Origin of the sequence: Thiothrix sp. UBA5583 (assembly GCA_002425225.1) — a bacterium.
GTDB lineage: Bacteria > Pseudomonadota > Gammaproteobacteria > Thiotrichales > Thiotrichaceae > Thiothrix > Thiothrix moscowensis.
Map to the genome: position 1 here is coordinate 30,210 of DILV01000027.1, position 26,610 is coordinate 56,819.

The window sequence follows — 26,610 nt, forward strand, 5'->3', positions numbered from 1 at the left end:
TTTTTATACCTGACTGGACATTAGTGGCTGGCTCATTGAAAATAAGCGATTATTAATATTTGCCAAGGATTCCCGCAGTGACCCGTTCCGAAGCCCTGTTCGAGCAAGCCAAGCAAACCATCCCCGGTGGTGTGAATTCACCCGTGCGGGCTTTCCGTAGCGTAGGGGGAACACCACGTTTCATTGCGCGTGCCCAGGGCGCTTACATGTGGGATGCGGATGGCAACCGCCTGATTGATTACGTCGGTTCCTGGGGGCCAATGGTGGCAGGTCATGCTCACCCGGAAGTGGTAGCCGCCGTGCAGGCAGCAGCCATCAACGGCTTGAGCTACGGCGCACCGACCGAACTCGAAATCACCATGGCAGAAAAAATCTGCGAGATTATGCCTTCCATTGAAATGGTGCGTATGACCAGCTCCGGTACGGAAGCCACCATGTCAGCCATCCGGCTGGCTCGCGGCTTTACCGGTCGCAATTACATGGTCAAGTTTGAGGGCGGTTATCACGGGCATGGCGATTCGTTGCTGGTGAAAGCCGGTTCTGGTGCCTTGACCTTTGGTCAACCCAGCTCGCCCGGTGTACCGGCGGAACTGGCGCAATACACCCTGACGCTGGACTACAACAACAGCGCACAGGTACGCGAAGTGTTTGCCGCACGCGGGCATGAAATTGCCTGCATCATCGTCGAGCCAGTATCCGGCAATATGAACTGCATTCCACCCGTGCCCGGTTTTCTGGAAACCCTGCGTGAAGTCTGTGACCAGTCGGGTTCAGTGCTGATTTTCGATGAGGTCATGACTGGCTTCCGTGTCGCTCTGGGGGGAGTACAAGCAGTTTATGGCATCAAACCTGACCTGACCACGTTGGGCAAGATTATTGGCGGCGGAATGCCGGTCGGCGCATTCGGCGGACGACGCGACATCATGTCCCATCTGTCCCCACTGGGGGCGGTATACCAGGCAGGTACACTGTCTGGCAATCCGATTGCCATGAGCGCCGGTTTGAAGATGCTGGAAATCATTGCGCGTGAGGGGTTTTATGCTGAACTCACTGCAAAGACCACAATGTTCGTCAAGGGGCTGCAACAGGCAGCCGATGCGGCTAGAATACCCTTCACTACGCAACAGGTTGGTGGCATGTTTGGGCTTTTCTTCACCACAGAACAGCGCATTGATACCTATCAGCAAGTGACCGCCTGCAATATTGCCCAATTCAATCGTTTCTTCCACGGAATGCTGAATCGTGGTGTCTACCTCGCACCATCGGCATACGAGGCCGGATTTGTTTCCATGGCGCACAGCGACGCTGATTTGGCGGAAACCATCGCCATTGCTAGTGAGGTTTTTGCCAGTCTGTGATGTAGTTTTTCTGGGGCGACTCCGGCTATAGCGCAGACTTAAATTTGCGCATTTTTATAATTACTAGCTTTTACAAGCGGGAAAACAGGGAATGTACCGTTTATTACAAAAAATCATACTGGCAATGTGTTTGCTGGGGCTTGCGGGGGCGGGGCTTGCCGAAACAGCCTCCTCTTCCATTTATCAGGATGCTGAGCAATCCATTTATCAGGTGCGTGTCATCAGCAAGCAGGGCGGGGAAAAAACCGCGATTGGTTCGGGTTTCATTGTGCTGGAACCCAACATCATTGCGACCAACTATCACGTGGTCAGCATGTTTGTAAATGACCCGGAAGAGTTCGACCTGGATTATCTTTCCACCACTGGCAAAACCGGCAGTCTGGAATTGTTGGCGGTGGATGTGGTTCATGACCTTGCGGTGTTGCGGGCTGATGCACCATTGGGTGCGCCCTTGGAACTGGCCGATGTGCCACCCAAAGGAGCGCGGCTGTACGCGATGGGCAACCCGATGGATCTGGGCTTTGTCATTATCGAGGGCACGAATAACGGTATCCTCAAAAATAGTGATGAAAGCAATATCCTGTTTTCCGGCAGTTTGAATCCCGGCATGAGTGGTGGCCCAACCCTGAATGAGGAGCGGCAAGTGGTCGGGGTCAATGTTGCCACCTCAGGCAATGAAATCAGTTTTCTGGTGCCTGCCCGCCATCTTGGGGTGATTCTGGGGCGGCTCAAACTGACGGGTTTCAAGCCGGATACTGACATCAGTGAACGGATTGCCGAACAGATTCATTCCCATACAGGCAAGTACTTCGAGCGCTTGCTTGATGCCAAATGGAATGTCCGTTCGGTTGGCAAATTCGGGGTTCCTGGCAGTATTGACAATTTCACCCGCTGTTGGGATGAAGTCAGCAAGCCGGACGAAGAGGAATTGCTGCGGATACGGGATACCAGTTGTGCCAATGATGCCGCCATTTACCTGGATGATGGTCTGGAAGTGGGGCAAATTGCCTACGACTACCGCTGGTTTACCAGTGATGCAATGATTTCCCCACGCTTTTACAACAGCTATCAGGAACGCAATGTCAGCGTTTCCAACAGCGAGGCAGACAAAAACGACGTTACCAACTTTGACTGCCACGCCGGTTTCACTCGCATAGCGGAACAGGAGTTCAAGATGACCGTTTGTCGCCGTGACTATCACAACTATGCAGGCTTGAGCGATGTCATGGTGACGGGGGCGATGGTTGGGCACAAGCAGCAAGGGATGATCTTTAACCTGGATCTGAAAGGCGTTGCGTTTGAGCAAGCCATGCAAGTACTCAAACGTATGCTGGGGGAATTCAAATGGCAAAACTGATCCTCGAAATCCAGAAGCGCGGGTTGCACCAGTATCAGCGTCTGGAACAGTTCCCGGTCACGATTGGGCGGGCGCTGGATAATGATGTCATTCTTTCGGATGTTTCCGTTTCTCCCCATCATTTGCGCATCGAGCAGGATGAAGCGGGCGAGTTGTACCTGCACAACCTGTCAAAAGAAAACGGCACACGCATGAATGGGGCTTTGCTAGGTGAACTGCCAGCCCGTTTACCTGTTCCCAGTCGCCTGTTGTTGGGTAGTCGCCGCCTTAACCTGCTGACTTCCGATACGCCGGTTACGCCTACCAATATGCTCAAGTTCGGCAGTTTTTATTCCATCATGGCCAACCCTGTGTGGGTCGGGGTGTTGCTGGTGTTGGCTGTGGTCGGGCTGTTTTCTGAAAATTACCTGCATACCTTTGTGGAACAAGGGGTATGGTATTATCTGAGTGACATCCTGCTCAATCTGGTGGTGATGGCGGTTATTGCCTTGTTTATCGCCGGGGTCAACTGGCTGGTGTCGCACCGCTGGGTGTTCAGTTCGGCGCTGGGAATTGTGGCTTTACTGACTTTGTTGAAATCCCTACTGGGTGTGGTTGGTGATGGGCTGGATTACTTTTTTACCTCCGATACCCCGCAGAATGTGTTGCTGACCTTGTACAATATCCCGCTGGTAACGTTGCTGCTGTATTTCTTTCAACGCTGGGCAAGTTATTTACGCCCTTGGTCTGCTCTTGGTATCGCAATCCTGTTGAGTTTGCCGCTGGTTATTCTGGAGGTGGTCGGTTTAGGTGATGAAGCCAGCTTTGGCGAAGGGTTTTCACCGAATCCGGTTTACAACCAGACCTTGAGTTCATTCAATATCCATGCAGCACCTACCTTGCCGTTGAACGAATTCCTGCAACAAGTGGAAGAGGCCTTGCCGAATAGCGTGGAAAAATAAGCGCAAATAGCTGGTCAGATGTCGCCGTAACGGTGCTGGAGCAATGCCAGTGCCGTCGTGCTGGCAGTCTCTGCACGCAGGATGCGCGGCCCAAGTGATACGGCAACGACGCCAGCCTGTTGGCACTGCGCCACTTCCTCGTCTGTAAATCCGCCTTCCGGCCCAATCAGCAGGGCAAAGGGTGAGGGCAAATCCAGCGGCAGGGCATTGATGCGTGGGAATAACCCAGGAGCAAGAATCAGGCGCGTGCCTGCGAAGGGCTGTTGCAACCATTGTTCCAATGTCAGTGGGGTCAGTACCGGTGGCAAGCAGGTACGCCCGGACTGTTCACAGGCTGCCTGTACCACGCCTTCCCAATGCTGAACCTTTTTATCGGTTTGTTCTTTGCCAATCCTCACCACGCTGTGTTGGGTGATCAGTGGCTGGAGGGTGGCAACACCCAGTTCCACCGCTTTTTGCAGGGCGAAATCCATCTTGTCAGGTTTGACGATGGCCATGACCAGCGTCAGGTGCAATGGGGATTCGCTATTAAGCGGAGAGAAACCTTCAATCAGGGCAGCAGCAGTACGTTTGCCTGCCAAGACAAGCCGCGCTTGATATTCACCACCTTGTGCGTTGAAAAGGATGAGTGATTCGCCTACTTTCAGACGCAAGACCTGCATGGCATGACGGAACGTACCCTCAGGCAGGGTGAATTCCTGTCCGATGCTGAGTGCTTCCGTGACGTAAAAACGGGGGATACGCATCAGGTTGCTAGCTGATTAATGGTTGCGGTTGATCGCAAACCATGCCAGTGATTCCAGTGCTTGCCGGTAGTCGCTATCCGGCAGGCATTGCAGGCTGGCAATCGCCGCTTCGGTTTCACCCTTGGCGCGTTCCAGTGTGTAATCAATCGCCTGGGTGTTGGCAATCGCCTGCATAATGGCATCAATCTGTTCCAGCCCACCCTGTTCGATCGCTTGGCGCAGCAAGGCCGCTGTTGCCGCATCGCTGCGCTGGATGGCAATGATCAATGGCAGGGTTGGTTTGCCTTCTGCAAGATCGTCCCCGACATTTTTGCCCATTTCTTCGGCATCGGCGGTGTAGTCCAGCACATCATCCACTAACTGGAACGCAGTGCCGAGGTGCATCCCGAACCGAGCCATCGCCTGTTCCTTGTCTGCATCCAGCCCGCTCAATACCGCACCCAACTGGCAGGCCGCCTCAAACAGCTTGGCAGTCTTGGAATGGATCACTTCCATGTAACGTTGTTCGGATGTGTCGGGGTCGTGGCAGTTGAGCAGTTGCAGCACTTCGCCTTCCGCAATCGTATTGGTGGTGGTGGAGAGGATTTCCATCACCCGCATACTGCCCACATCCACCATCATTTCAAAGGAACGCGAATACAGGAAGTCGCCAACCAGCACGGCAGCCTGGTTGCCCCACACATTATTGGCGGTTTCCTTGCCCCGGCGCATGTCGGATTCGTCCACCACATCATCGTGCAGCAGGGTGGCGGTATGGATGAACTCCACAATCGCCGCCACGTCCACGTGTTTTTCACCCTGATAACCACAGGCACGGGCAACCAGCAACGCCAACAACGGGCGCAGGCGTTTGCCGCCGCTGCCGATGATGTAGTGGCTTAACTGGTTGATCAGCACGACTTCGGAGTGCAGGCGGCGCTGGATCAGCGCGTTGACAGCCTGCATGTCGGCGTCGGCGAGTTGGCGAATTGCGTTGAAATCCATGATAATGTGGGCTGCTGAAAGTCCCGAATGCTAGGAACAGCACCCCAGCATGTCAAGCGATACCCTCAAGTAGCGTCAATATTTATTTCGCGTTTGCTTTTAGTGCGGGCTACAGGTAGAATCTTGCGGCTCTTTAACAGGACATTTTTGGAGAATCGTAAATCATGTATGCGGTCATCGTAACAGGCGGTAAGCAATACCGCGTCGCTCAAGGCGATACCCTTCTGGTTGAAAAACTGGATGTGGAAGAAGGCGCAAGCATTGATTTCGATAATGTCCTGATGGTCGGGGAAGGTGATTCCGTACAAATCGGCACACCTTACGTTGCAGGCGGTAAGGTGACTGCAAACGTTGTGGCCCAGACTCGCGGCGAAAAAGTGCGGATCATGAAATTCCGCCGCCGTAAGCACCATCAGAAATGTACTGGTCATCGCCAGTACCTGACACAGATCGAAATCACTGGCATTTCAGCGTAAGGGGATACAGCAATGGCACACAAAAAGGCAGGCGGTAGTACCCGCAACGGTCGCGACTCAGAATCCAAACGGCTTGGCGTCAAGCGTTTTGGCGGTCAGTTCGTACTGGCTGGCAACATTCTGGTACGTCAGCGTGGCACCAAATTCCATGCCGGTGAAAACGTCGGTATCGGTAAGGATCACACCCTGTTTGCAAAAGCAGATGGCGTGGTGGTTTTCCAGCAGAAAGGTGCGCAAAACCGCAAGTTTGTCAGCATCCAGCCAGTTGAAGGCTGCTCTGCGTAAGGCAAGCGTCCCATAAGGACACTTTGCGAAAAGCCCCGCTGGTCGGGGCTTTTCGCGTATGTGGGCAACCCGTTTGCCCAAGGTAATGTGATATGCAGTTTGTTGATGAAACAGTAATCCGCGTCAAGGCGGGCGATGGTGGCAATGGTTGCGTCAGCTTCCGCCGCGAAAAATACATCGAGTTCGGCGGGCCGAATGGTGGTGATGGCGGCGATGGCGGCGACGTGTATCTGGTTGCCGAGCGCAATTTGAATACCCTGATTGATTTTCGCCACGAGCGTTATTATGAAGCGCAACGCGGTGAAAACGGTTCTGGCAATAACATGACCGGCAAGCGAGGCGATGACCGCGAAATCCGCGTCCCGATCGGTACGGTGGTGTATGACGAGGAAACCGGCGAACTGATCGGCGATCTGACCCAACCGGAACAGCGGCTGATGGTGGCAAAAGGCGGTTGGCATGGGCTTGGCAACCTGCGCTACAAGAGTTCGGTTAACCGTGCGCCGCGCCAGTCCAAGCCGGGGACGCCGGGTGAATTGCGCGTGTTGCGGCTGGAACTGAAACTGCTGGCGGATGTGGGCTTGCTGGGCTTGCCGAATGCGGGCAAATCCACCCTGATTAGCGCCGTTTCGGCTGCCCGCCCCAAGGTTGCCGATTACCCGTTCACTACCTTGTACCCCAATCTCGGTGTGGTACGGGTTGGTGCATTGCAAAGTTTCGTGATGGCGGATATTCCCGGCCTGATCGAAGGTGCAGCGGAAGGGGCAGGGCTGGGCATCCAGTTCCTGCGCCACCTCGCTCGCACCAGCCTGTTGCTGCATGTGGTGGACGTAGCGCCGATGGCGGAGGAAAATGAGCCAGTGCGAGCCGTGCGCACCATTGAGCAAGAGCTGGAAAAATACAGTGATGAACTCGCCGCTTACCCGCGCTGGCTGGTGCTGAACAAGATCGACATCCTGCCATCGGAAGAACGTGAACCCCGTTGTCAGGAAATCGTTGATGCACTGGGCTGGACAGGGCCGGTATTCCGCATTTCCGCCGCTACCAGCGAAGGCACGCAAGACCTGTGTTTCCACATCATGCAGTATCTGGACGAACATGCAGAACAACAATCACCGCAGTGAATTTCTACCCAAGACCCAGCGTTGGGTGGTCAAAATTGGTAGCGCCTTGCTCACCCGTGATGGTGAGGGGCTAGACCGTGAAGCCCTGGCAGATTGGGCGGGGCAAATGGCGCGTTTGCATAAATCCGGCGTTGAAATCGTGCTGGTGTCTTCCGGTGCAGTCGCCGAAGGTATGAGCCGCATGGGCTGGAAAACCAAGCCCAAAGCCCTGTTTGAGAAGCAGGCTGCCGCTGCCATCGGGCAGATGAGCCTGATCCACGCCTATGAAATGGTGTTCCAACAACACGGTTTCCACTCCGCACAAGTCTTGCTGACCCATGACGATTTGGCTAACCGCCGCCGTTACCTCAATGCCCGCAGTACCCTGACCACCCTGATTGAACTCAAGGTCATTCCGGTGATCAATGAAAATGATACGGTGGCTTTCGAGGAAATCCGTTTGGGTGACAACGATACGCTGGGGGCGTTGGTGGCGAATCTGGTGGAGGCGGATGTGTTGGTCATTTTGACCGACCAATCCGGCTTGTATGACAAAGACCCGCGCAAGTTTGCCGATGCGCAACTGATCAGCGAAGGCCGCGCCAACAACCCCGATTACGTCGAGTTTGCCGGTGGGGCGGGAACCCTGATCGGTAGCGGTGGGATGCGTACCAAGGTGCTGGCAGCGCAGCGGGCTTCGCGTTCCGGCTGTGCCACGGTGATTGCTTCCGGGCGGGAAGCGCTGGTGTTGGAACGCCTGCGTGCTGGCGAGCAGCTAGGCACGTTGTTGCTGCCGGATGCCGCCCCGATTGCTGCCCGCAAGCAGTGGATTGCTGGGCAACTGGCTGCCAAAGGTACGTTGTGGTTGGATAGTGGTGCGGCTGATGCCATTCTCAATACCGGGAAAAGCCTGTTGCCTGTTGGTGTAACTCGTGTGGAAGGTGTGTTTGATCGGGGTGAAGTCGTCAGTTGCGTCAGCGAAGACGGTCGTTTGATTGCCAAGGGTCTGGTCAACTATTCCAGCGAAGAAGCCAACCGTATTAAACGCCAGCCTAGCAAGTCAATTGAGCAGGTATTAGGCTATGTGGATGCCCCGGAGCTGATTCACCGCGATAATCTGGTATTATTGTAAGAAAGAAACCGCTTTAGTCGGATTTTGTTGTCGAATATTTCAAAAGTGCTATATGTTCTGGCACAGAGTGTTTGAGGAACGGTTTTTATGGAAGCTGAGCGCTACAAAATCCAGGTGTCGGTTGAGTCCCATTTTATTGAGAAAGAGTCTGACCCTGATCAGGCAAGGTATGTGTTTGCCTACACAGTGACGATGGTCAATCAGGGGAGTATCGCTGCCAAATTATTAACCCGGCACTGGATCATTTCCGATGCGGATGGGCGTACCCAAGAAGTCAGGGGTGAAGGCGTGGTTGGGGAAAAACCGTATTTGCAGCCGGGGGAGGGTTTCCGTTATACCAGCGGAACCATTCTGGATACCCCGTTGGGTGTGATGCGTGGCACTTACCAGATGTTGGCAGACGATGGCGAGCGCTTTGATGCGGAAATTTCTCCATTTCGTCTGGTTGATCCGCGTATTTTGCATTGATTACCGTTAGTCTACAAAAAAGGCTCGCGCACAGGGTACGCAAGCCTAGGGTGCGGTATCACCATCCCTATGAATACCCGCGCAACTGGCATTTCAGCCAATTGCAGTTAAGTGTAGAACAGCATGGAAAAATTTCAACTTCGCCGCTTGTCTGGATGCTGCTGGACAAGCCAGTAAGTCGGTGATTATATTCAGACAAAAGATTTGTTGGATGATTATGATAAAAAGAGTGTAGTACGGTGTTGATCCGTATTTTTTCCAGTAAGTCAAATATCAATAAAAATAATGTGATAATAATGAATACACCCAAGTATCCTCGTCACGCAAAAAGTATGTTGGTACTGTCCGCGCTGTGCGGTGCAGGCTTGTGTGCCCAGTCAGCAGAGGCGGCTGTTTATACCTATGTGGATAAACAAGGAACCCGTTGGCTGACCAATACCCCAAAAAAAGGTAACAAATACAAACTGGTTGCCAAATACGGTGCTCCCCAGAAAAACAAGCCGGTCAAAAATGCGTATGTGCCACCTGCACCTGGGGCAGTTTTTGCGCCGATGCCCACATCTTTGCCCGTGACTGGTGTCAGTCGCAGCCATTGCGGTGGGCAAAGTCATGCCCAACTGGAGCGCAAGGCCGCTGTGCACATGGATGACATCCGTACTTATGCCAGCATGTATGGGGTCGACGAAAATCTGGTAAAAGCGGTGATGAAACAGGAATCCTGTTTCAATCCGGGGGCTTTGTCCAGCGCTGGGGCGATGGGACTGATGCAGCTCATGCCAGGTACGGCTGACCAAATGGGGGTTGCAAATGCTTGGGATAGCGGGCAAAACATCAAAGGCGGGGTCAGGTATCTTTCGCAGATGTTGCGCGAGTTCAATGGCAATACGCATCTGGCATTGGCAGCCTATAATGCAGGGCCGGGCGCTGTGCGCAAGCACGGTGGGATCCCACCATACAAGGAAACCCGCAATTATGTTGCGAAGATCATGGCAGAGTACAATCATTTGGGTAATCGGGGTGGGGGTATACAGCAAGCTGAGGTAGGTTTTCAGCGCAATGCTCGGGTGACAACAGCGGCTGCCCGTGGCTCCGGCTGGGCAAAACCAGTACAGCAATTTACGGTCTTTCAGGGGCTTGACCCTGCCCGATACTAGATTTTTTTGCTCCACAACCCCCAGTGGGCAAAGGTTTTCTCCAGCCCTGACGGTGTATGCCGCAGGGCTTTTTTTTGCATTTCACGGGCTGGCAACAAATGTATGCTGCGTGTATGCTTCCCGTTTGATTTTGATCTGTGGAGATAAGCAATGTCGATGTCTGACCGCGATGGTTTGATTTGGCTGGACGGTGAAATGGTGCCGTGGCGCGAAGCCAAAACTCACGTCCTCACCCATACCCTGCATTACGGCATGGGTGTGTTTGAAGGGGTGCGGGCATACAAGACCGATCAAGGCACTGCTATCTTTCGCTTGCAGGAGCATACCGACCGCCTGTTCAATTCCGCCAAAATTATGCGGATGCCGATGCCGTTCAGCAAGGAACAACTGAATGAGGCGCAGCGTGCAGTCGTGCGTGAAAACAAGCTGGATTCCGCTTATATCCGACCCATGTGCTTTTACGGTTCAGAAGGTATGGGGCTGCGTGCCGATAATCTGGCAACGCACGTGATGGCGGCTGCGTGGACTTGGGGCGCATACCTTGGTGCGGAAAACATGGAAAAAGGTATCCGTATCAAGACTTCTTCCTTCACCCGCCATCACGTCAATGTCACTATGTGCAAGGCGAAAGCCAACGGCAACTACATGAATTCCATGCTGGCATTGCGCGAAGCACTGGATGACGGTTACGACGAAGCACTGGTGCTGGACGTGGACGGCTATGTTTCCGAAGGTAGTGCGGAAAACTTCTTCCTCGTCAAGGAGGGTGTGATTTATACGCCGGATCTGACTTCGGCACTGGACGGCATCACCCGCAAAACCGTGGTAACACTGGCGCGTGATTTGGGTTTTGAAGTGCGTGAAAAGCGAATTACCCGTGACGAAGTATACGTTGCTGATGAAGCCTTTTTCACTGGCACTGCGGCGGAAGTAACCCCGATCCGTGAACTGGATCGTCGTGCCATTGGTTCAGGCTCACGTGGCCCGGTGACGACGCAATTACAGACACTGTATCTGGATATTGTGCATGGTCGTTCCGATAAGTATCGTCACTGGCTGACTCTCGTGTAACTGATTGCTGGAGGTTTTATGTCTGCACCAAGCCTTGCCGATTACAAACGTCTGAATGAAACCCGCGAAGTGGTGGTAAAACAGCAGAATTTGCCACTGCATTGCCCAACCGACGAATCTGCATTGTGGTGTTCACATCCGCGTGTGTTTCTGGCGATTGAATCCAGTGCGGACAGAACCGCTCGTTGCCCGTATTGCGGTACGCTCTACCGGTTGCTTGACTAAAACACATGGCGTTTAACCCCCAACGTTGCCTGATCGTCGGCCCTTCCTGGGTTGGCGATATGGTAATGGCGCAAAGCCTGTTCATGGCTTTACAGCAACGTTTTCCCCATTTGCAGATTGATGTGCTGGCTCCCAAGTGGAGCAAGCCAATCCTCGCGGCGATGCCACAAGTCCACCATGCGATTGAAATGCCGGTAACACACGGCGAACTGGCCTTGCGCAAGCGTTTCCAGGTGGGCAATGCATTGCGGACGAATGCCTACGACTGGGCAATTGTGCTGCCGCGCTCCCTCAAGTCTGCGCTCGTGCCGTTTTGGGCAAGGGCGCAGGTACGTACCGGCTACAAGGGGGAAATGCGCTACGGTTTACTGAATGACATCCGCCCGCTCGACAAATCGGTGCTGACCATGACGGTGCAACGGTTTGTGGCGCTGGGCTTGCCAGCGGATGCGCCGTTGCCACCGGCAATTGAGCCGCCGCAATTGGTGGTGACTGAGGCGCAGCGGGAAGCAGTACGGCAGAAGTTTTTGGGAGAAGGGCAGAATATTCTCGCCCTCTGCCCCGGCGCGGAATACGGCGGAGCCAAGCGCTGGCCTGCTGACTATTTTGTGGAAGTTGCCCGCTATCACCTTTCACAAGGCGGGCAGGTTATTCTGCTGGGTTCCGGCAAGGATGCGTCTGTCACCGCAGACATTGCATCTGCTGCCGCTTCTCCCGCTTGTTTTGATTTGGCAGGCAAAACCAGCCTTCAGGAAGTGCTTGCCTTGCTGTCATTGGCAGACAAGGTGGTCAGCAATGACTCCGGTTTGATGCACGTCGCTGCTGCCGTGGGTACGCCGGTGATTGCCCTGTATGGTTCTTCCGATCCCCATTACACCCCGCCATTGAGTGACAAGGCAAAGATTCTCCATTTGGGGCTGGAATGCAGCCCGTGTTTCAAGCGCGAATGTCCGCTGGGGCATCTGGATTGCCTTCACAAGATTTCCCCGCAACAAGTGATTGCCTGTCTGTAAGCGGTGATCAGGCTGCTTGTGATAATGACGTTTTGGTGGAAATCGGCAGTAATACCTGAGAATTGCCCCGGAACAAATCCAGTAGCACTGCCTTGATGACCGGTACAGAGACGGAGTTACCAAACTGCCGGTAAGCATTGGTATCCTGCGGATGCAGGAGGAAGCTGTCAGGAAAACCTTGCAGGCGGGCGCACTCACGCGGTGTAATCCGCCGTATGTGTCCATTGTGTACCACCCCCAGTTTGTGGGCATCACTGCTGACCAGCGTGATGGAAATGCTGTCTGGGTCAAGGAACTTGAAGACTTCAAACGACATATTGCCTGCTACCGGGTTGAATTTGCCGCCGTGGTCTTTCAGGTAGCCCTTGTTCAGCAAGCCGCGCATGATGTTGTCTAGGTCGGGTGGGTTGAAGAAGGTTTTGATCTGCTCCAGCGTCAGCTTTTTGCCGTCCTGTTCTGCACCGAAATGTTTTTTGCGGCGGTTGGCAATCAGGGCATTCATGAAAGCTATTTCATCTTCAGTGCATTCCCCCTTGATACCTAGTTCCCATGAATGGATGGAGTTGCCATTGCGGTGGTCGATCATGCGGATTCCATGCAGGTTTTCGGCTTTGCCATCCACCATACGCAACAAACGCTGGGTAAAATCCACGGAGCAGTCGTATTTGCTGGCTGGGCTGGGTTCAAGGATGTCGCGCACAACCCGTAACGGATAGGAGGTTTCAAACAGGCTGGATTGTGTCAGTTTGTCCTTGAATTTGTGGGAATCTGCCGCTCCCAAGTCTGACTGGATGGCTAAACGTGGTGTGTCTTGATAAATGCCCACGATATAGACCCTTACCCGGTTTTGTGGAATGCCAAAGCTGGAGCCATTCAATAGCAGGTATTCAACCCCATAACCCAAGGCTTCCAGATGTTGGAGGATGGTTTTGAAGGTTCGCCCCTTGTCGTGGGTCGTCAGGCCACGCACATTTTCCAGCAGGAAACCTTTGGGTCTATGCTCACGCAATATCCGCTCAATTTCAAAAAACAACGTGCCTCGCGTATCACCGAAGCCTTGCTGTTTACCTGCATAAGAGAAAGGTTGGCACGGAAACCCGGCCAGCAGGAAATCAAATTCGGGGAATTGCTGAATGCCGTAAATGTCACCCTGTGGTGTTTCGCCAAAATTTAGGGCGTAGGTTTCCTGTGCAAATTTGTCAATTTCAGAAGAAAGTACACAGTGGCAGGGTATTCCCAGTTCCTGCATGGTCTGCTCAAAACCAAGACGGATACCGCCAATCCCGGCAAACAAATCCACAAACCGCATCATCTCTCCTGTGTAATGTGTCTTACGGATGGCAGACTGCCCGATTTTCCTCGCTTTACTGGAAAAAATCACGTCTGGGCAGGCTACTTTCTTGCTATAAAGCAACTAAACACCGCGTAAAATCCGTTATGCTGTGCTGCAACAATTTTTTTGTGAAAGGTATGTCGTATGGAACTTGAGCAGATCAAGGTGCGTAGTTATTTGGCGAAATGTTCACCGTTGAAGGATTTGCCAGCGGAGTGGCTGGATCGTCTGGCGGAAGCGGTGTCATTTAAATGCCATGTGTCAGGCGATGATGTAATGAAAGTCGGTGAGCAGAATAATCAGGTGCTGCTTGTCCGCCGTGGGGCAGTGGATGTGTTCCTACCAGATGGTGAACTGTACGGGCGTTTCGGCAAGGGCGACTGGGTAGGCTACCGTTCGGTGATGCGTGGCGGCGTGGTGGGCATGAATGTCAAAGCGTTGGAAGACTGCCTGTTCTTCGCTGTGCCGGGTGCGTTGTTCCTGGAACTGGTGGATAGTTTCGAGCGCGTTTCCCAATACTTCTCCGAACGCAAGCCGGAACGTCTGCGTAGTGCGATCAAGGAAATGCGCGGTTCCGATGACTACGCCATGATCACCCTGCATGTGCGTGACCTGATGAAGCCACCCTTGCTGCTGGGGCGCAATGAGCCGGTACAGTCGGTTGCCCAGCAGATGATGGCTGGCAAAAGCCGTACCGCCATTATCACGGGCGATGATGCCAGCCTGCTAGGTATGGTCAGTGATACCGATTTCCGGCGGGTGGTGGCAGAAGGGTTGAGCGTGGCCCAGCCGATTGGCGACATCATGACCCGTAAGTTGTATACGTTGTCAGCCAGTGATCAGGCTTCCGAAGCCTTGTTGTTGATGGCTCGTTTCAACCTGCGTCATGTGCCAGTGGTCATCGGTAGTGAAGTGGTAGGGGTCATTTCCGCCACCGATTTGCTGCGTGGGCAAAGTCAGAATGCCATCTACATGGTCGGTGACATTTTTACCGCGCCAGATGTGGCGCGTTTGGCGGAACTCAGCAAGGGTTTGCCGCGTGTGCTGGTGGGGCTGGTCAAGCATAACCTGCCTGCCAATGACATCGGTCATGCCATTACTTCCATCGGTCAGGCCATTGTGCGCCGTCTGCTGGTAATGGCGGAAGAGCAGTTCGGCAAGCCACCAGTCCCTTACGCTTTCATTGTGGCAGGGTCGATGGCACGGCGCGAACAGACCGCTCATTCCGACCAGGATAACGGCATGATCCTGTCGGATGAGTACAACGAAGCCGAACACGGTGAATACTTCCGTAATGTTGCCAAATTCGTCAGCGATGGCCTGAATGACTGCGGCTATGTGTATTGCCCTGGCAATGTAATGGCGACCAATGACCAGTGGCGGCAACCGCTGTCGGTCTGGCGTGGTTACTTTGAAACCTGGATCAACAAGCCAGAGCCGATGGCGCTGATGTACGCCAGTATTTTCTTTGACCTGCGCTGCTTGCACGGTGATGAAAGCCTGCTCGACAGTTTGCAGGAAGAAGTGCTGTTGAAAACCAGAGCCAGTACCTTGTTCCAGGCATTCATGGCTGGCAATGCGCTGAGCCACAAGCCGCCGGTCGGCTTCTTCCGTGGCTTTGTGCTGGATAAGGATAGCAAGGATGACAAAGCCGACAAGGGTATGGACATGAAAAAGCGCGGGGTTGTGCCGGTTATTGACATGGCTCGCCTGTATGCGCTGGCAAGTGGTTTGAAACCGATCAATACGTGGGAACGTCTGGATGCGATTGCCGAGGCGGGTGGCATTTCCCGCTCGCTCATTGATGATTTGCGGGATGCATTCGAGTTCATTAGTACGGTACGCTTGCAACATCAGGCACAGCAGATTGAAAAAGGCCAGAAGCCCAACAACTATGTGCCACCTGAAGAACTGTCGGCGTTGGAACGGCGTCACCTGAAGGATGCGTTTGAAGTGGTTTCCACCATGCAGGACACCATGACCACGCGCTATCAGGCTAACCAGTTCAGATAAAAAGAAACTGCTGGAGGAGAATGACAGATGTGTTGCATGTACACCTGACCGAGCTTGCCTGCCCGGCTTTGACTGTGGCAGAACATGAAACCATCCAGACTGTTGCTGCCCGCATGACAATGGCGGGCAGCCGGGCTGCGCTGGTATTGGATGCTGCTGGTAAGCTGCAAGGCATTGTCACGGATATGGATTTGCGGGCGCGAGTGCTGGCTGTTTGGTTTGACCCCGGCCTGCCGGTCAGCCACATCATGACGCCTGAGCCATTGGTCATTTCTGCTGGGTTGATGCCTGCTGAAGCCCTGTTGTTGATGGCAAGGCGCAATATCCGTCATGTTCCTGTTACACTGCCCGAGGGCAATTTCGGCATTGTGTCGATGTTCGACCTGTTGCGTCAGTATGACTATCATGCAGCTTGGCTGGTCGGTGACATCCATGTCGCCCCGGATGTAGAGGCTTTGGCACGTCTTAGCCAACATTTGCCGCCTGCTTTGGTACGCATGGTGCAAAATGGCACGCCTGCCCATGACATTGCGCACTCCCTCAGTTTGGTCGGGCAGGAAATTGTGCATCGCCTGCTGACACTCGCGGAAAACCGTTTCGGTGCACCGCCCGTTCCTTATGCGTTCATCGTTGCCGGTTCGATGGGGCGTTACGAGCAAACCATCCACACCGATCAGGATAATGCCATGATTCTGGACGACAGTTTCGTGGCGGAATTGCATGACAGTTATTTCCAACAAGTGGCGCAATTTGTCAGTGACGGGCTGGCTGCCTGTGGTTATGTGTATTGCCCTGGCAACATCATGGCAACCAACCCGCAATGGCGGCAACCGTTGCACGTGTGGCGCGAGTATTTCCGTCATTGGATTGATACCCCCGAACCGCAAGCCTTGGTGAATGCCACCATCTTTTTCGATCTGCGCTGCACTTATGGTGCTGACAGTCTGTGGCTGCGGCTGCGTGATGACTTGCTGCGGCGTACCCGTGCCAGTAGTCTGTTTCAGCGCTTGTTGACAGAAAACGCGCAGACCTTCTCACCGCCGCTGAATTTTTGGGGCAGGTTTGAGAGTGAGCGCAATGCAGTAGGTGAAAAAGTAATCGACCTAAAAAAGCGTGGGGTTGTGCCGGTGATTGATATGGCACGGGTGTATGCGTTAGCGCACGGTTTGCCGCCGGTGAATACGGTGGAACGTTTGCAAGCCTTGGCAGAAGCCGGAGCGTTGAACCGCGCTGATGTGGGGGAATTGCTGGAGGCGTTGGAGGTGATTAGCCGTTTGCGTTTGCAGCATCAGGCTCGGCAGGTGCAGGCGGGGGTAAAGCCGGATAATGCACTACCGTTGGCGAGTGTGTCGTCGTTGGAGCGTAATCACTTGAAGGGTGCTTGTGAGGTGGTGGCACGCTTGCAGCAGGGGATGTTCCGGGCGTATCGGAGTGGGGGATGAGGTTCGCCTGAGAAAATGGAGTCGCTAACGCCAAAAAACATTATAAAATGGCGTTACGAACTCCATTTTACGGTGATGCAGATGTACAGCCGACGGGGCGTGCTTTGCAATACCACTTTTTCCCGCTGACGGTGCAGGAAGTGGGCAGTGATTTTGTGCTGGAGCGAGCCTTGCGCTACGGGATGCTACCGTCGGTATTCAGCGAAGAGAATCCCAAACACTACTTGCAAGCCTACCTTCAAACCTATTTGGAGCAGGAGGTGCAGCAAGAAGGCTTGACCCGCAATATCGGCGCCTTCAGCCGCTTTCTGGAAGTCGCCAGTTTTTCCCAAGGCGAATCGCTGAACATCACTGAAGTGGCACGCGAAGCCAATATCAACCGCAAGGTGGCGGAAAACTATTTCACCATCCTCGAAGATTTGTTGATTGCCTACCGCCTGCCGGTCTTCAGCAAACGCGCCAAACGCAAACTGACCCAGCACCGCAAGTTTGATCTGTTTGACACCGGCATTTATTACCATGTACGCCCCAAGGGGGTACTGGATAGCCCGGAAGAACTGGAAGGCGTGTGTTTGGAATCGCTGGTGTTGCAGGAAATTCGCGCCATGAATGCCTACCGTGACTGGAGCTATGACCTGTCATTCTGGCGCACGGCGACTGGGATTGAGGTGGATATTGTCTGCTACGGCGAACATGGGTTTTATGCGCTTGAGGTCAAACGCACTCGGCAGGTTTCCAGCAAACACTTGAGCGGGCTGAAAAGTTTCCGTGAAGATTATCCGCAAGTGACGCCGTATCTGCTGTATGGCGGTGATGATGTGCTGGAGGTGGATGGGATTAAGGTGATTCCGGTTGTTACGTTTTTGAAGGGGATGGACAGATACTTGATGCCTGAAGGGTGTTGCTAAACACAGTGGCTTTTAGTCAGGTGGTCTGGTATGTGCTACCATTATGGGTAACATTGAAAACGGGAAATCTATTATGCAAACCTTTTCCATCCGTGATTTGCGCGAACGTAGCGGTGAATTGAGCCGTGAGGCGGAAGCAGGGCGGCTTTCCCTGATTACCAAACGCGGTGCGCCGATTCTGGTCGCCTTGCCGTTTACCGATGCCGTATTGGGCAAAGGGGTGCAGGTGGCTATGGCGGAATATTTGTTCAAGGAAGGTATTTTGTCTTTGGGGAAAGCTGCCAAAGTCGCCGGAATGTCTTACGTGTTGTTCATCGAACACCTGAGTCGGGAGGGGATACCAGTCGTCGATTATCCGCCAGAGGATCTGGAAGATGAACTACGGGTTGCCAGCCTGTGAGTGTGCTGATTGTTGCGGATACCGGGCCGCTCGTCATTCTGTCCAAACTCGATCACTTGCACTTGTTGCGCCAGCTTTATTCGGAAGTGCGGATACCCGAAACGGTTTTGCTGGAGTCCACCGTGTTGGTACATCGACAGGATGCCAAGCGCATTAGGGAATTTGTTGCACAGTATGTCAAGGTGTGTCCTGATCTTGACCCGCATGATCCTGCTTATCTGGATCATGGCTTGGACGAAGGTGAAACCCAAGCCATTTCATTGGCAAAGCAGGCGGGTTGCCCGGTGTTGCTGGATGAGCGGCGTGGCAGGTTAGCCGCCAAACAGGAACACCTTGAGGTATTGGGTACGGTCGGTTTGTTGCTCAAAGCGAAACAGGCGCAGTTGATCCCGCAGGTCAGCGGTTTGTTGGATAACATGCTGGCATGTGATTATCGGCTTACGCCGGAGTTGGTGCGGCGTGCCAAGGAATTGGCGGGGGAATGATGGTTGTTTTCGACTGCGCTCAGGCAACGGCACGTGCGCTGGCTGAGCACAGTCGAAGCCAGGTTCAGGCAATCACTCCAGTTCTTTCAGCAGTGAGGATTTGCCCGCACCTGCATGAATTCAAACCCGCACCACTGCGAAGCCAGCCAATGATCACTCAGTAGGCAAATCAGCGCGTGGCTACGCTGGATTTCACGGTACAGCTCTTTTTCCCACTCGCTGCCCGCCGCAATGCCATGCCGTGCGTCAGAATCGAGGAACAGCGATTCAAAGCCGTGGCTTTCCAGCCAATGCATGAGCTGGAGTGCTTCCGCCTTGTCTTTGCTGGAATGGCTGAGGAAAACGAGTGCCACAAGCAAGCGCTTGTGTGGTTGGGGATGGCTGTTTTTATAGCCGCAATGGGTTGTAAAGTCCAGTAAGGTGCTAGAATCCGCTACACTGTAAACACAGTCATCTGACGGATAGCAACAGCATGAAAATCCCCTACGGCGAAAGCAATTTCAAAAAAGTCATTACGGGTGGTTATGTCTATATCGACAAGACCGCCTACATTGCCCAACTGGAAACCGCAGGCAGCTACCATTTTCTGTTGCGCCCGCGCCGCTTTGGGAAAAGCCTGTTTGTGTCGATGCTGTGGCACTATTACGATATGGCGCATCAGCATGAATTTGAGGCACTGTTTGGCAAGCTGCACATTGGGCAATGCCCCACGCCACTGAAAAACAGCTATCAGGTACTGCTGATGGATTTCAGTGGGATTGCCACAGCTACCCCCGAACGGGTATATGACGGTTTCGCTGCTTCGGTCAATACCAGTCTGGGGGACTTTTTACACCGTTATGGCTACGCGCCTGAGGTATTTGCCCGTATTTCAGGAAAAGCTGCACCTGAAGAAAAAATCCGTATTTTCTTTGAAGCGGTGAAAATGGCGGGGCAAAAAATCCTGCTGCTGATCGACGAATACGACCATTTCGCCAACACCTTGCTGGCGGAAGACCTCTCATTATTCCAAAGCATCATGGGCAAGGGCGGTTTCGTGCGCAGCTTCTACGAAGTGCTGAAAAGTGCCACCATGACGGGCGTGTTAGACCGACTGTTTGTTACCGGTGTTACGCCCTTGATGTTGGATAGCCTCACCAGCGGTTTCAATATTGCTAAAAACCTTTCCATTCACGTCGGTTTCAATGCGGCGATGGGCTTTACCCATGAGGAAACGCACAGCCTGATTGACCCTGTTGCAGTGCAATGTGGGCTAAATACCGAGGCAGTGATGACGGATGTCACCGACTGGTACAACGGCTACCGTTTTCATCCAGAGGCTGCTGAAACCGTCTTCAATTCGGATATGGTGTTGTACTTTGTGATGGAGTTTAACCGTCAACACTGCACCTACCCTAAACGGATGCTGGATGAGAATATTGCCTCCGATTACCGCAAGATCATGGCGTTATTCCAGATTGGCGACCGTGATGCCAATTATCAGGTGCTGGACGATTTGATCAATAACGGTGACGTGTTGGCAGTACAGCAACGCAAATTTGAGCTGGATAAACACTTCGACCGCAACGATTTCATCAGCTTGTTGGCGTATATGGGCTTTGTCACCATCAGTGGTGAAACCATGACCCAGACCCGTTTTGCTATTCCTAACCACGTCATTCGCGAACTGTATTTCCAGTATTTCAAGGTGGAACTGGAACAACGCAACCAACTGAAACTGTCCAACCAAACGCTCCCTGTGGCGATTGAAACACTGGCATTGCAAGGTGATTTGCAACCCTTGGCAGTGGAAATGCAGCAGGTATTGGCAGGGCTTTCCAACCGCGACCTGATCAAGCTGGATGAAAAGCACATCAAAACCCTGCTGTTGACGCTGCTGTACCAATTTCCGATTTATTTCATCCATAGCGAACGCGAAATGGACAAGAAATACCCCGACGTATTGTTACTGGAACGTAGCCCATTTGCGGTCAAACACCAGCATTTGATTGAGCTGAAATACGCCAAAAAAGGCGATGGTGCAGCCGGTTGGGAAGCCAAAAAGCAGGAAGGAATTGCGCAGGTGCAAGGTTATTTACAATTGTCTGCGATTACCGCCTTGCCGAAGCTTCGTGCGTGGCTGATGCTGACGGATAGTGAGCGGGTGGAAGTGATCGCAATCTGATTCAACCATCCAATAAGGAGGAACAAGATGTTAAAAAGCAGCATGACCACGCAACGCTTGTTGGCTCTGTTTGCCGCCGGGGTTGCTTTCCTCAACTTTCCGCTGTTGGCATTGTGGAATCACAACGTGCAGGTATGGGGCATTCCGCTGTTTCCGCTGGGCTTGTTTACGGTGTGGGCGGTGCTGATTGTGCTGCTGGCACTGATCATGGAAACGGGTGAGGATTAAGCCATGTTGTCACCCGTGCTGGTTATCGGTGTTACCTTTGCCTATCTGTTAAGTCTGTTTGCGGTGGCGTATCTGGCGGATAAACGTGCGGAAGTCGGGCGTTCGGTGATTGCCAACCCGTGGGTGTACGCGCTTTCCATCGCGGTGTATTGCACGGCGTGGACGTATTTCGGCAGTATCGGGCGGGCTGCCAGTGGCGGGGTGTGGTTTCTACCGATTTATCTGGGGCCGATGTTGGCAATGGTGCTGGCCTGGTTGGTGGTGCGCAAGATGATCCGCATTGCCAAAACCTACCGGATTACTTCAATCGCTGATTTTATTGCCAGCCGTTACGGTAAAAGCCCATTGCTGGCGGGGCTGGTCACGCTGATTACGGTGGTGGGGATCGTGCCTTACATTGCCTTGCAACTGAAAGCGATTGCCAGTGGTTATGCGGTGCTGACCCTGCCACTCGGTGAGAAACTCGCCACGCCGACCGATTGGTGGGCGGATAGCACCCTGTACATCGCGCTGGCACTGGCGGGTTTCACCATTATGTTCGGCACGCGCCATTTGGATAGCAGTGAACGCCACGAGGGCATGGTGGCAGCCATTGCGTTTGAGTCAGTGGTGAAATTGTTGGCATTCCTGCTGGTCGGGCTGTTTGTTACGTATGGCATGTTCAATGGCATTGGCGATATTTTCGGGCAAGCATTGAATGCTGAACACTTGCGCAAACTGTTGACCTTTGACCAAGGGCAGCAGCCATTTGTGTATACGCAATGGTTTACTTTGACCTTGCTGGCGATGCTTTCGGTGATTTTCCTGCCACGCCAGTTTCAGGTGATGGTGGTGGAAAATGTCGATGAACGCCATTTGCGCCGCGCGGTGTGGGTGTTCCCGTTGTATTTGTTGTTGATCAACCTGTTTGTGTTGCCGATTGCCTTGGGTGGTTTGCTGTATTTTGGGGTGGGAACAGTCAACCCGGAAACTTTCATCCTGTCGTTGCCGCTGGCGCAAGGGCAAAACACCTTAGCACTACTGGCATTTGTCGGCGGAGTATCAGCAGCCACCGGCATGGTAATCGTGGAAGCCATCGCGGTATCAACGATGGTGTGCAACGATCTGGTGATGCCTTTGCTGTTGCGTACCCGGCGTTTCGGCGAGCGTTCCGGCGGTGATCTGACCCAAGTGCTGCTGCGCATTCGCCGCATGGCTATCATTGTGATTTTGCTGCTGGGCTATCTGTATTTCCATTTGGCAGGTGAAGCCTACGCCTTGGTCAGCATCGGTTTAATCAGCTTTGCAGCAGTAGCGCAATTTGCCCCGGCAATGCTGGGCGGCATGTACTGGAAAGGTGCGACCCGTAACGGCGCACTCGCAGGCTTGCTGGCAGGCTTTCTGCTGTGGGCATACACGCTGATGCTGCCGTCGCTGGCAAAATCGGGCTGGATGTCGGCGGATTTCCTGCAACACGGCTTGTTCGGGATTGCGCTGCTGAAACCGGAAGCGCTGCTGGGCTTGAGTGGGTTGGATAGCATTACCCATTCGCTGTTCTGGAGCTTGTTTGCGAATATCAGTGTTTACGTGCTGGTGTCATTATGGCATCGCCCCAGCGCCCGCGAAGCCAGCCAAGCATTGCTGTTTGTCGATGTCTTCCAGCGCACCCATGCTGCCCACCCGGTATTCTGGCAGGGGCAAGCCAAAGTCACCGATTTATTGCACCTGACCGAGCGTTTTCTGGGGCGCGAAAAAGCACAAAATTTGTTCAGCAATTACGCCCGCCAAGTGGGTGTTCATGATATAGGGCAAATACCGGCTGACGCCAAACTGGTACACTTCGTAGAAACGCAACTGACTGGCGCAATTGGCAGCGCGTCGGCGCGGGTGATGGTGGCTTCCGTGGTGGAGGAGGAGGTGCTGGAACTCGACGATGTGATGCGCATTCTGGAGGAGGCATCGCAATTACGCGCCTATTCGCAAGCACTGGAGGAAAAATCGCATTCCCTGCAATTGGCAACCGATGAATTGCGGGCAGCCAATGACAAGCTGAAAAGCCTTGACCGGTTGAAAGACGAATTCATGTCATCCGTTACCCATGAATTGCGTACCCCGCTGACCTCGATCCGAGCCCTGACCGAACTGATGCAGGACGACCCGGAAATGGAAGTTGAACAGCGCCAGCAATTCCTTGGCATCGTGGTGGCAGAAGCCGAACGCCTCAGCCGTCTGGTCAATCAGGTGTTGGACATGGCAAAAATTGAATCCGGTCACGTCGACTGGCATGAAACCGAGGTCGACATGGCAGATGTGGTGCAGCAAGCGGTGAATAGCGTGGCAGCCACCTGCCGCGAACGCAGCATTACGCTGGATACGCAATTGCCGGAACAGGTGATGCCAGTGCGGGCAGATCATGACCGGCTGGTGCAGGTCATGCTGAATTTGCTGTCCAATGCCATGAAATTTGTCCCGGCACAGGCTGGCAGGATTGCAGTGTGCTTGCAGGACAGCGCCGCAGGCGTTACGGTCACGGTGACAGACAATGGTGTCGGCATTCCAGCCGACAAGCACGCTTTGGTGTTTGAAAAATTCCGGCAAGTGGATAATGCTTCCGGCTCACAGCAAGGCACAGGATTAGGCTTGCCCATTAGCCGCGAAATCGTGGAACATTTCGGCGGACGAATGTGGCTGGAATCCGAAGCAGGCGGAGGAGCGTGCTTCGGCTTTTTCTTGCCGAGATAACAACAGAGAGGAGAATAACATGACTAAAACCGTACTGATCGCGGATGATGAACCCAACATCCTGATCTCACTCGAATTTCTGATGAAGCGCGAAGGTTATCGCGTGCTGCTGGCGCACGATGGGCAGGAAGCCTGCGACCTGATTATGACGGAACGCCCGGATTTGTTGCTGCTGGATGTGATGATGCCGAAAAAGACCGGCTTCGATGTCTGCCACGAAGTTCGCGCCCATGTCGATTTCAAAAATACCCCGATCTTGTTGTTGACTGCCAAAGGGCGTGATACCGATGTCGCCAAAGGGCTGGCAATGGGGGCGAATGCTTACATGATCAAGCCGTTTTCCACCAAGGAACTGGTGCAGAAAGTCCGTGAGATGCTGGGGGCTGCGGCATGAGACGCTTTGATAAACGTGTCGCCATTGGCGTTGCCATTATTGGCGTGATCTGTTTGCTGTGGTTGGGTGCTACTGGCGGTTTGATCTGGTCAACCTTGGACGAGAATGGGCGCACCATCCTGAAAGATACCGTGGGTGAGCGCATTGTGCTGCTGTTGGGGATGTGGGGTGTATCCCTGTTTGCGGTTGGTTCCGCCTTGCGTTGGTTGGTGGCTTATTTCATGACTGCCCCGGCACGGTTGGCTGAAGAAGCCCAGGTTCTGCTGGGAACTGATGTCAAACGTCAGCTTGTTCCCTCCGGCAGTATTGAAAACCGCCGCCTGACTGACTTGTTCAATCAGTTGGTGCAACAGCGTGAAGCCCTGCGCAACGAAATGGATGAGCGGGTTGCTGAAGCTGCCCACAATACCGAGCAGGAAAAAAACCGTCTCGCCGCGCTCATGTCGGAACTGACCAAAAGCGTGGTGGTGTGCAACCTTGACGGGCGCATTTTGCTGTATAACAACCGGGCACGAATGCAGTTCCGCAAGCTATCGCAAGCCCCTGGCGCTATCGGTGGCACAGAACTGATCGGTTTGGGGCGTTCGGTTTACGGTGTGTTTGACCGTAAATTGGTGGCACACGCGCTGGAAAACATCCAGCACCGTTTGCAACGCGGTGCGGCTGCGCCTTCCGCGCAATTCATCACCACTACCCCGTCGGGTCAGTTGTTGCGGGCGCAAATGGCACCGGTGCGTTCGCCGCAGGAAGGCAATGAACCAGCGAAAATGACCGGTTTTGTGCTGATGCTCGACAATATTACCCGCGAATTTGAGGCACAAGCGCGTCAGGACAGCATCTTGCACACCCTGACCGAACGCAGTCGCGCGGCGCTTGCCAATATGCAGGCAGCACTCGATGTACTCGAATACCCCGATCTCGAACCCGACATGCACGAACGCTTGCTGAAAGTGCTGCGCGAAGAAACCGAAGGACTGGGCACACGCCTGCGCGAAATCAAGTCTTCCGCTGTGGATGGCACGGTATTGCGCTGGCCGCTGGAAGACATGCTAGGGGCGGATTTGGTAGCCGCAGCGATTCGCCGTATCGAAACCATCGACAACTTGTCTGCCGTTGCTAATCAGGTAGATGATTCCCTGTGGCTGAAGGTGGAAAGTTTCTCACTGCTGCAAGCGCTGTCCTACCTTGCGGAACGCCTTAAGCAGGAATGCGTGATTACCACCCTGCAATTACGTCTGGGCATGGGTGATGGTCGGGCGCAACTGGATTTGTGCTGGCAACCTTCTGCGGATAAAGCCACCACGGAAGTGATTCCCGGTTGGGAAACCGACCCGATGCGTTCCGGTGGCGAAGACACGTCCCTCACCATTCAGGACGTGGTGGAACGCCACGGTGGAGCATTCTGGTTTGGGCGTGAATCCGAAGGCGGCACGGTATTTTTCCGCTTCCTGTTGCCACTGGCAGCCCCGCAGGAACACCTGGAAACCGCCAGTGTGGTGCGCAATGAAAGTCGCCCAGAATACTACGATTTCGACCTGTTCCAGAGTTCCGCACAAACCCGCTCACTGGAAGATAGCAAACTCAGCGAACTGTCATTCACCGTATTCGATACCGAAACCACCGGGCTTGACCCTGCCAACGGCGACGAAATCATCCAGATTGCGGCGGTGCGCATTGTCAACGGCAAGCTGCTGCGCCATGAAAGTTTCGATCAGTTTGTTGATCCAAAACGCAATATCCCCGCGCATACCATCCCCATCCACGGCATTACTCCCGACATGGTGAAAGGGCAACCAACTATTGATAAGGTACTGCCTGCGTTCCACCAGTTTACTCAGGATACCGTGCTGGTCGCGCACAATGCGGCTTTCGACATGCGCTGCTTGCAGGTGAAGGAAAAAGTCACTGGGCTGGTGTTTGACAACCCGGTCATGGATACCTTGCTGTTGTCTGCCGTTGTCCACCCCAATCAGGAATCACACCGGCTGGAAGCGATTACCGAACGTTTCAACATCAATATTCTCGGGCGGCACACCGCATTGGGGGATGCGATGGCGACGGCGGAAGTCTTCCTGCGACTGATTCCGCTGCTGGCAGAGAAAGGCATCTTCACCTTGGGGCAAGCGCGGGAAGCCGCCCAGAAAACGTATTACGCCCGTTTGAAATATTAAGGGTTGACCTCGGATATAATTCGGCTTAGTTTAGTCTA

26 protein-coding genes are annotated in these 26,610 nt (G+C 53.7%); 22 read left to right on the forward strand and 4 right to left on the reverse strand.

What is annotated here, in order from left to right; translation table 11 throughout:
• Positions 1 to 77 precede the first annotated feature (77 nt).
• From hemL to B2U47_RS10925, 3 genes are all read left to right on the forward strand, one after another.
• On the forward strand, positions 78 to 1,358 hold the full coding sequence (gene hemL / locus B2U47_RS10915; RefSeq protein WP_296675523.1) for a glutamate-1-semialdehyde 2,1-aminomutase: 1,281 nt from the start codon (positions 78 to 80) through the stop codon (positions 1,356 to 1,358).
• A gap of 91 nt (positions 1,359 to 1,449) precedes the next feature.
• The gene (locus B2U47_RS10920; protein ID WP_296675524.1) at positions 1,450 to 2,715 is read left to right on the forward strand and encodes a S1 family peptidase; all 1,266 of its coding nucleotides are present in this window, start codon (positions 1,450 to 1,452) and stop codon (positions 2,713 to 2,715) included.
• On the forward strand, positions 2,703 to 3,656 hold the full coding sequence (locus B2U47_RS10925; protein ID WP_296675526.1) for an FHA domain-containing protein: 954 nt from the start codon (positions 2,703 to 2,705) through the stop codon (positions 3,654 to 3,656). Before B2U47_RS10920 ends, B2U47_RS10925 begins: the two co-directional genes overlap by 13 nt.
• Positions 3,657 to 3,670: 14 nt before the next feature.
• Here B2U47_RS10925 and B2U47_RS10930 read toward each other — a convergent pair whose 3' ends face one another.
• The gene (locus tag B2U47_RS10930; protein WP_296675529.1) at positions 3,671 to 4,402 is read right to left on the reverse strand and encodes a 16S rRNA (uracil(1498)-N(3))-methyltransferase; all 732 of its coding nucleotides are present in this window, start codon (positions 4,400 to 4,402) and stop codon (positions 3,671 to 3,673) included.
• 15 nt (positions 4,403 to 4,417) lie between these two features.
• Positions 4,418 to 5,386, reverse strand: a complete 969-nt coding sequence (ispB, locus tag B2U47_RS10935) for an octaprenyl diphosphate synthase (RefSeq protein ID WP_296675531.1) — start codon at positions 5,384 to 5,386, stop codon at positions 4,418 to 4,420.
• A 164-nt stretch (positions 5,387 to 5,550) separates the two neighbouring features.
• Here ispB and rplU point away from each other — a divergent pair, with 164 nt between their 5' ends.
• The 9 genes from rplU (at position 5,551) to waaF (ending at position 12,313) form a co-directional block, all read left to right on the forward strand.
• Positions 5,551 to 5,862, forward strand: a complete 312-nt coding sequence (gene rplU, locus B2U47_RS10940) for a 50S ribosomal protein L21 (RefSeq protein ID WP_296675533.1) — start codon at positions 5,551 to 5,553, stop codon at positions 5,860 to 5,862.
• A gap of 12 nt (positions 5,863 to 5,874) precedes the next feature.
• The gene (gene rpmA, locus B2U47_RS10945) at positions 5,875 to 6,147 is read left to right on the forward strand and encodes a 50S ribosomal protein L27 (protein WP_296675535.1); all 273 of its coding nucleotides are present in this window, start codon (positions 5,875 to 5,877) and stop codon (positions 6,145 to 6,147) included.
• 92 nt (positions 6,148 to 6,239) lie between these two features.
• Complete coding sequence (gene cgtA, locus B2U47_RS10950) at positions 6,240 to 7,271, forward strand: Obg family GTPase CgtA (protein WP_296675537.1); 1,032 nt, start codon at positions 6,240 to 6,242, stop codon at positions 7,269 to 7,271.
• Positions 7,246 to 8,382, forward strand: coding sequence for a glutamate 5-kinase (gene proB / locus B2U47_RS10955; RefSeq protein WP_296675539.1), 1,137 nt, complete (start codon positions 7,246 to 7,248; stop codon positions 8,380 to 8,382). Before cgtA ends, proB begins: the two co-directional genes overlap by 26 nt.
• 87 nt (positions 8,383 to 8,469) lie before the next feature.
• Positions 8,470 to 8,850, forward strand: a complete 381-nt coding sequence (gene apaG / locus B2U47_RS10960; protein WP_296675542.1) for a Co2+/Mg2+ efflux protein ApaG — start codon at positions 8,470 to 8,472, stop codon at positions 8,848 to 8,850.
• A 332-nt stretch (positions 8,851 to 9,182) separates the two neighbouring features.
• Positions 9,183 to 10,004, forward strand: coding sequence for a lytic transglycosylase domain-containing protein (locus tag B2U47_RS10965; protein ID WP_296675545.1), 822 nt, complete (start codon positions 9,183 to 9,185; stop codon positions 10,002 to 10,004).
• A gap of 150 nt (positions 10,005 to 10,154) precedes the next feature.
• Entirely contained in the window at positions 10,155 to 11,075 is a 921-nt protein-coding gene (locus B2U47_RS10970; protein ID WP_296675548.1) for a branched-chain amino acid transaminase, read from the forward strand.
• A gap of 18 nt (positions 11,076 to 11,093) precedes the next feature.
• A complete protein-coding gene (locus B2U47_RS10975; RefSeq protein WP_296675555.1) occupies positions 11,094 to 11,300 on the forward strand; it encodes a zinc-finger domain-containing protein in 207 nt (68 codons plus the stop codon).
• Between the two features lie 5 nt (positions 11,301 to 11,305).
• Complete coding sequence (gene waaF / locus B2U47_RS10980; protein WP_296675557.1) at positions 11,306 to 12,313, forward strand: lipopolysaccharide heptosyltransferase II; 1,008 nt, start codon at positions 11,306 to 11,308, stop codon at positions 12,311 to 12,313.
• A gap of 7 nt (positions 12,314 to 12,320) precedes the next feature.
• On the opposite strand, the gene B2U47_RS10985 is transcribed toward waaF, so the two are convergent.
• Positions 12,321 to 13,625, reverse strand: a complete 1,305-nt coding sequence (locus B2U47_RS10985; protein WP_296675559.1) for a DNA cytosine methyltransferase — start codon at positions 13,623 to 13,625, stop codon at positions 12,321 to 12,323.
• 165 nt (positions 13,626 to 13,790) lie between these two features.
• On the opposite strand from B2U47_RS10985, the gene B2U47_RS10990 reads away from it, so the two are divergent.
• From B2U47_RS10990 to B2U47_RS11010, 5 genes are all read left to right on the forward strand, one after another.
• Positions 13,791 to 15,659, forward strand: coding sequence for a putative nucleotidyltransferase substrate binding domain-containing protein (locus B2U47_RS10990; RefSeq protein ID WP_296675562.1), 1,869 nt, complete (start codon positions 13,791 to 13,793; stop codon positions 15,657 to 15,659).
• A 20-nt stretch (positions 15,660 to 15,679) separates the two neighbouring features.
• On the forward strand, positions 15,680 to 17,101 hold the full coding sequence (locus B2U47_RS10995) for a DUF294 nucleotidyltransferase-like domain-containing protein (protein WP_296675564.1): 1,422 nt from the start codon (positions 15,680 to 15,682) through the stop codon (positions 17,099 to 17,101).
• Positions 17,102 to 17,148: 47 nt separating this feature from the next.
• Complete coding sequence (locus tag B2U47_RS11000) at positions 17,149 to 18,009, forward strand: ATP-binding protein (protein ID WP_296675566.1); 861 nt, start codon at positions 17,149 to 17,151, stop codon at positions 18,007 to 18,009.
• A gap of 73 nt (positions 18,010 to 18,082) precedes the next feature.
• A complete protein-coding gene (locus B2U47_RS11005) occupies positions 18,083 to 18,409 on the forward strand; it encodes a UPF0175 family protein (RefSeq protein WP_296675569.1) in 327 nt (108 codons plus the stop codon).
• On the forward strand, positions 18,406 to 18,894 hold the full coding sequence (locus B2U47_RS11010) for a DUF3368 domain-containing protein (RefSeq protein WP_296675572.1): 489 nt from the start codon (positions 18,406 to 18,408) through the stop codon (positions 18,892 to 18,894). The genes B2U47_RS11005 and B2U47_RS11010 overlap by 4 nt, the downstream gene beginning before the upstream one ends.
• An 86-nt stretch (positions 18,895 to 18,980) precedes the next feature.
• Here B2U47_RS11010 and B2U47_RS11015 read toward each other — a convergent pair whose 3' ends face one another.
• Positions 18,981 to 19,247 carry a toll/interleukin-1 receptor domain-containing protein gene (locus tag B2U47_RS11015; RefSeq protein WP_296675574.1) on the reverse strand — a complete coding sequence of 89 codons (267 nt, stop codon included), beginning with the start codon at positions 19,245 to 19,247 and terminating at the stop codon, positions 18,981 to 18,983.
• Positions 19,248 to 19,366: 119 nt separating this feature from the next.
• On the opposite strand from B2U47_RS11015, the gene B2U47_RS11020 reads away from it, so the two are divergent.
• Genes B2U47_RS11020 through B2U47_RS11040 form a run of 5 tightly spaced genes read left to right on the forward strand, consistent with a single transcriptional unit; the run spans position 19,367 to position 26,572 of the window.
• Positions 19,367 to 21,058: an AAA family ATPase gene (locus B2U47_RS11020; RefSeq protein WP_296675577.1), complete on the forward strand. Its 1,692-nt coding sequence runs from the start codon at positions 19,367 to 19,369 to the stop codon at positions 21,056 to 21,058.
• Positions 21,059 to 21,085: 27 nt separating this feature from the next.
• On the forward strand, positions 21,086 to 21,286 hold the full coding sequence (locus B2U47_RS11025; RefSeq protein WP_296675578.1) for a hypothetical protein: 201 nt from the start codon (positions 21,086 to 21,088) through the stop codon (positions 21,284 to 21,286).
• A 3-nt stretch (positions 21,287 to 21,289) separates the two neighbouring features.
• Positions 21,290 to 24,007: a sensor histidine kinase gene (locus B2U47_RS11030; protein ID WP_296675581.1), complete on the forward strand. Its 2,718-nt coding sequence runs from the start codon at positions 21,290 to 21,292 to the stop codon at positions 24,005 to 24,007.
• A 19-nt stretch (positions 24,008 to 24,026) separates the two neighbouring features.
• Positions 24,027 to 24,401, forward strand: coding sequence for a response regulator transcription factor (locus B2U47_RS11035; protein WP_296675584.1), 375 nt, complete (start codon positions 24,027 to 24,029; stop codon positions 24,399 to 24,401).
• Positions 24,398 to 26,572, forward strand: a complete 2,175-nt coding sequence (locus tag B2U47_RS11040; RefSeq protein WP_296675586.1) for a 3'-5' exonuclease — start codon at positions 24,398 to 24,400, stop codon at positions 26,570 to 26,572. Before B2U47_RS11035 ends, B2U47_RS11040 begins: the two co-directional genes overlap by 4 nt.
• Positions 26,573 to 26,610 lie beyond the last annotated feature (38 nt).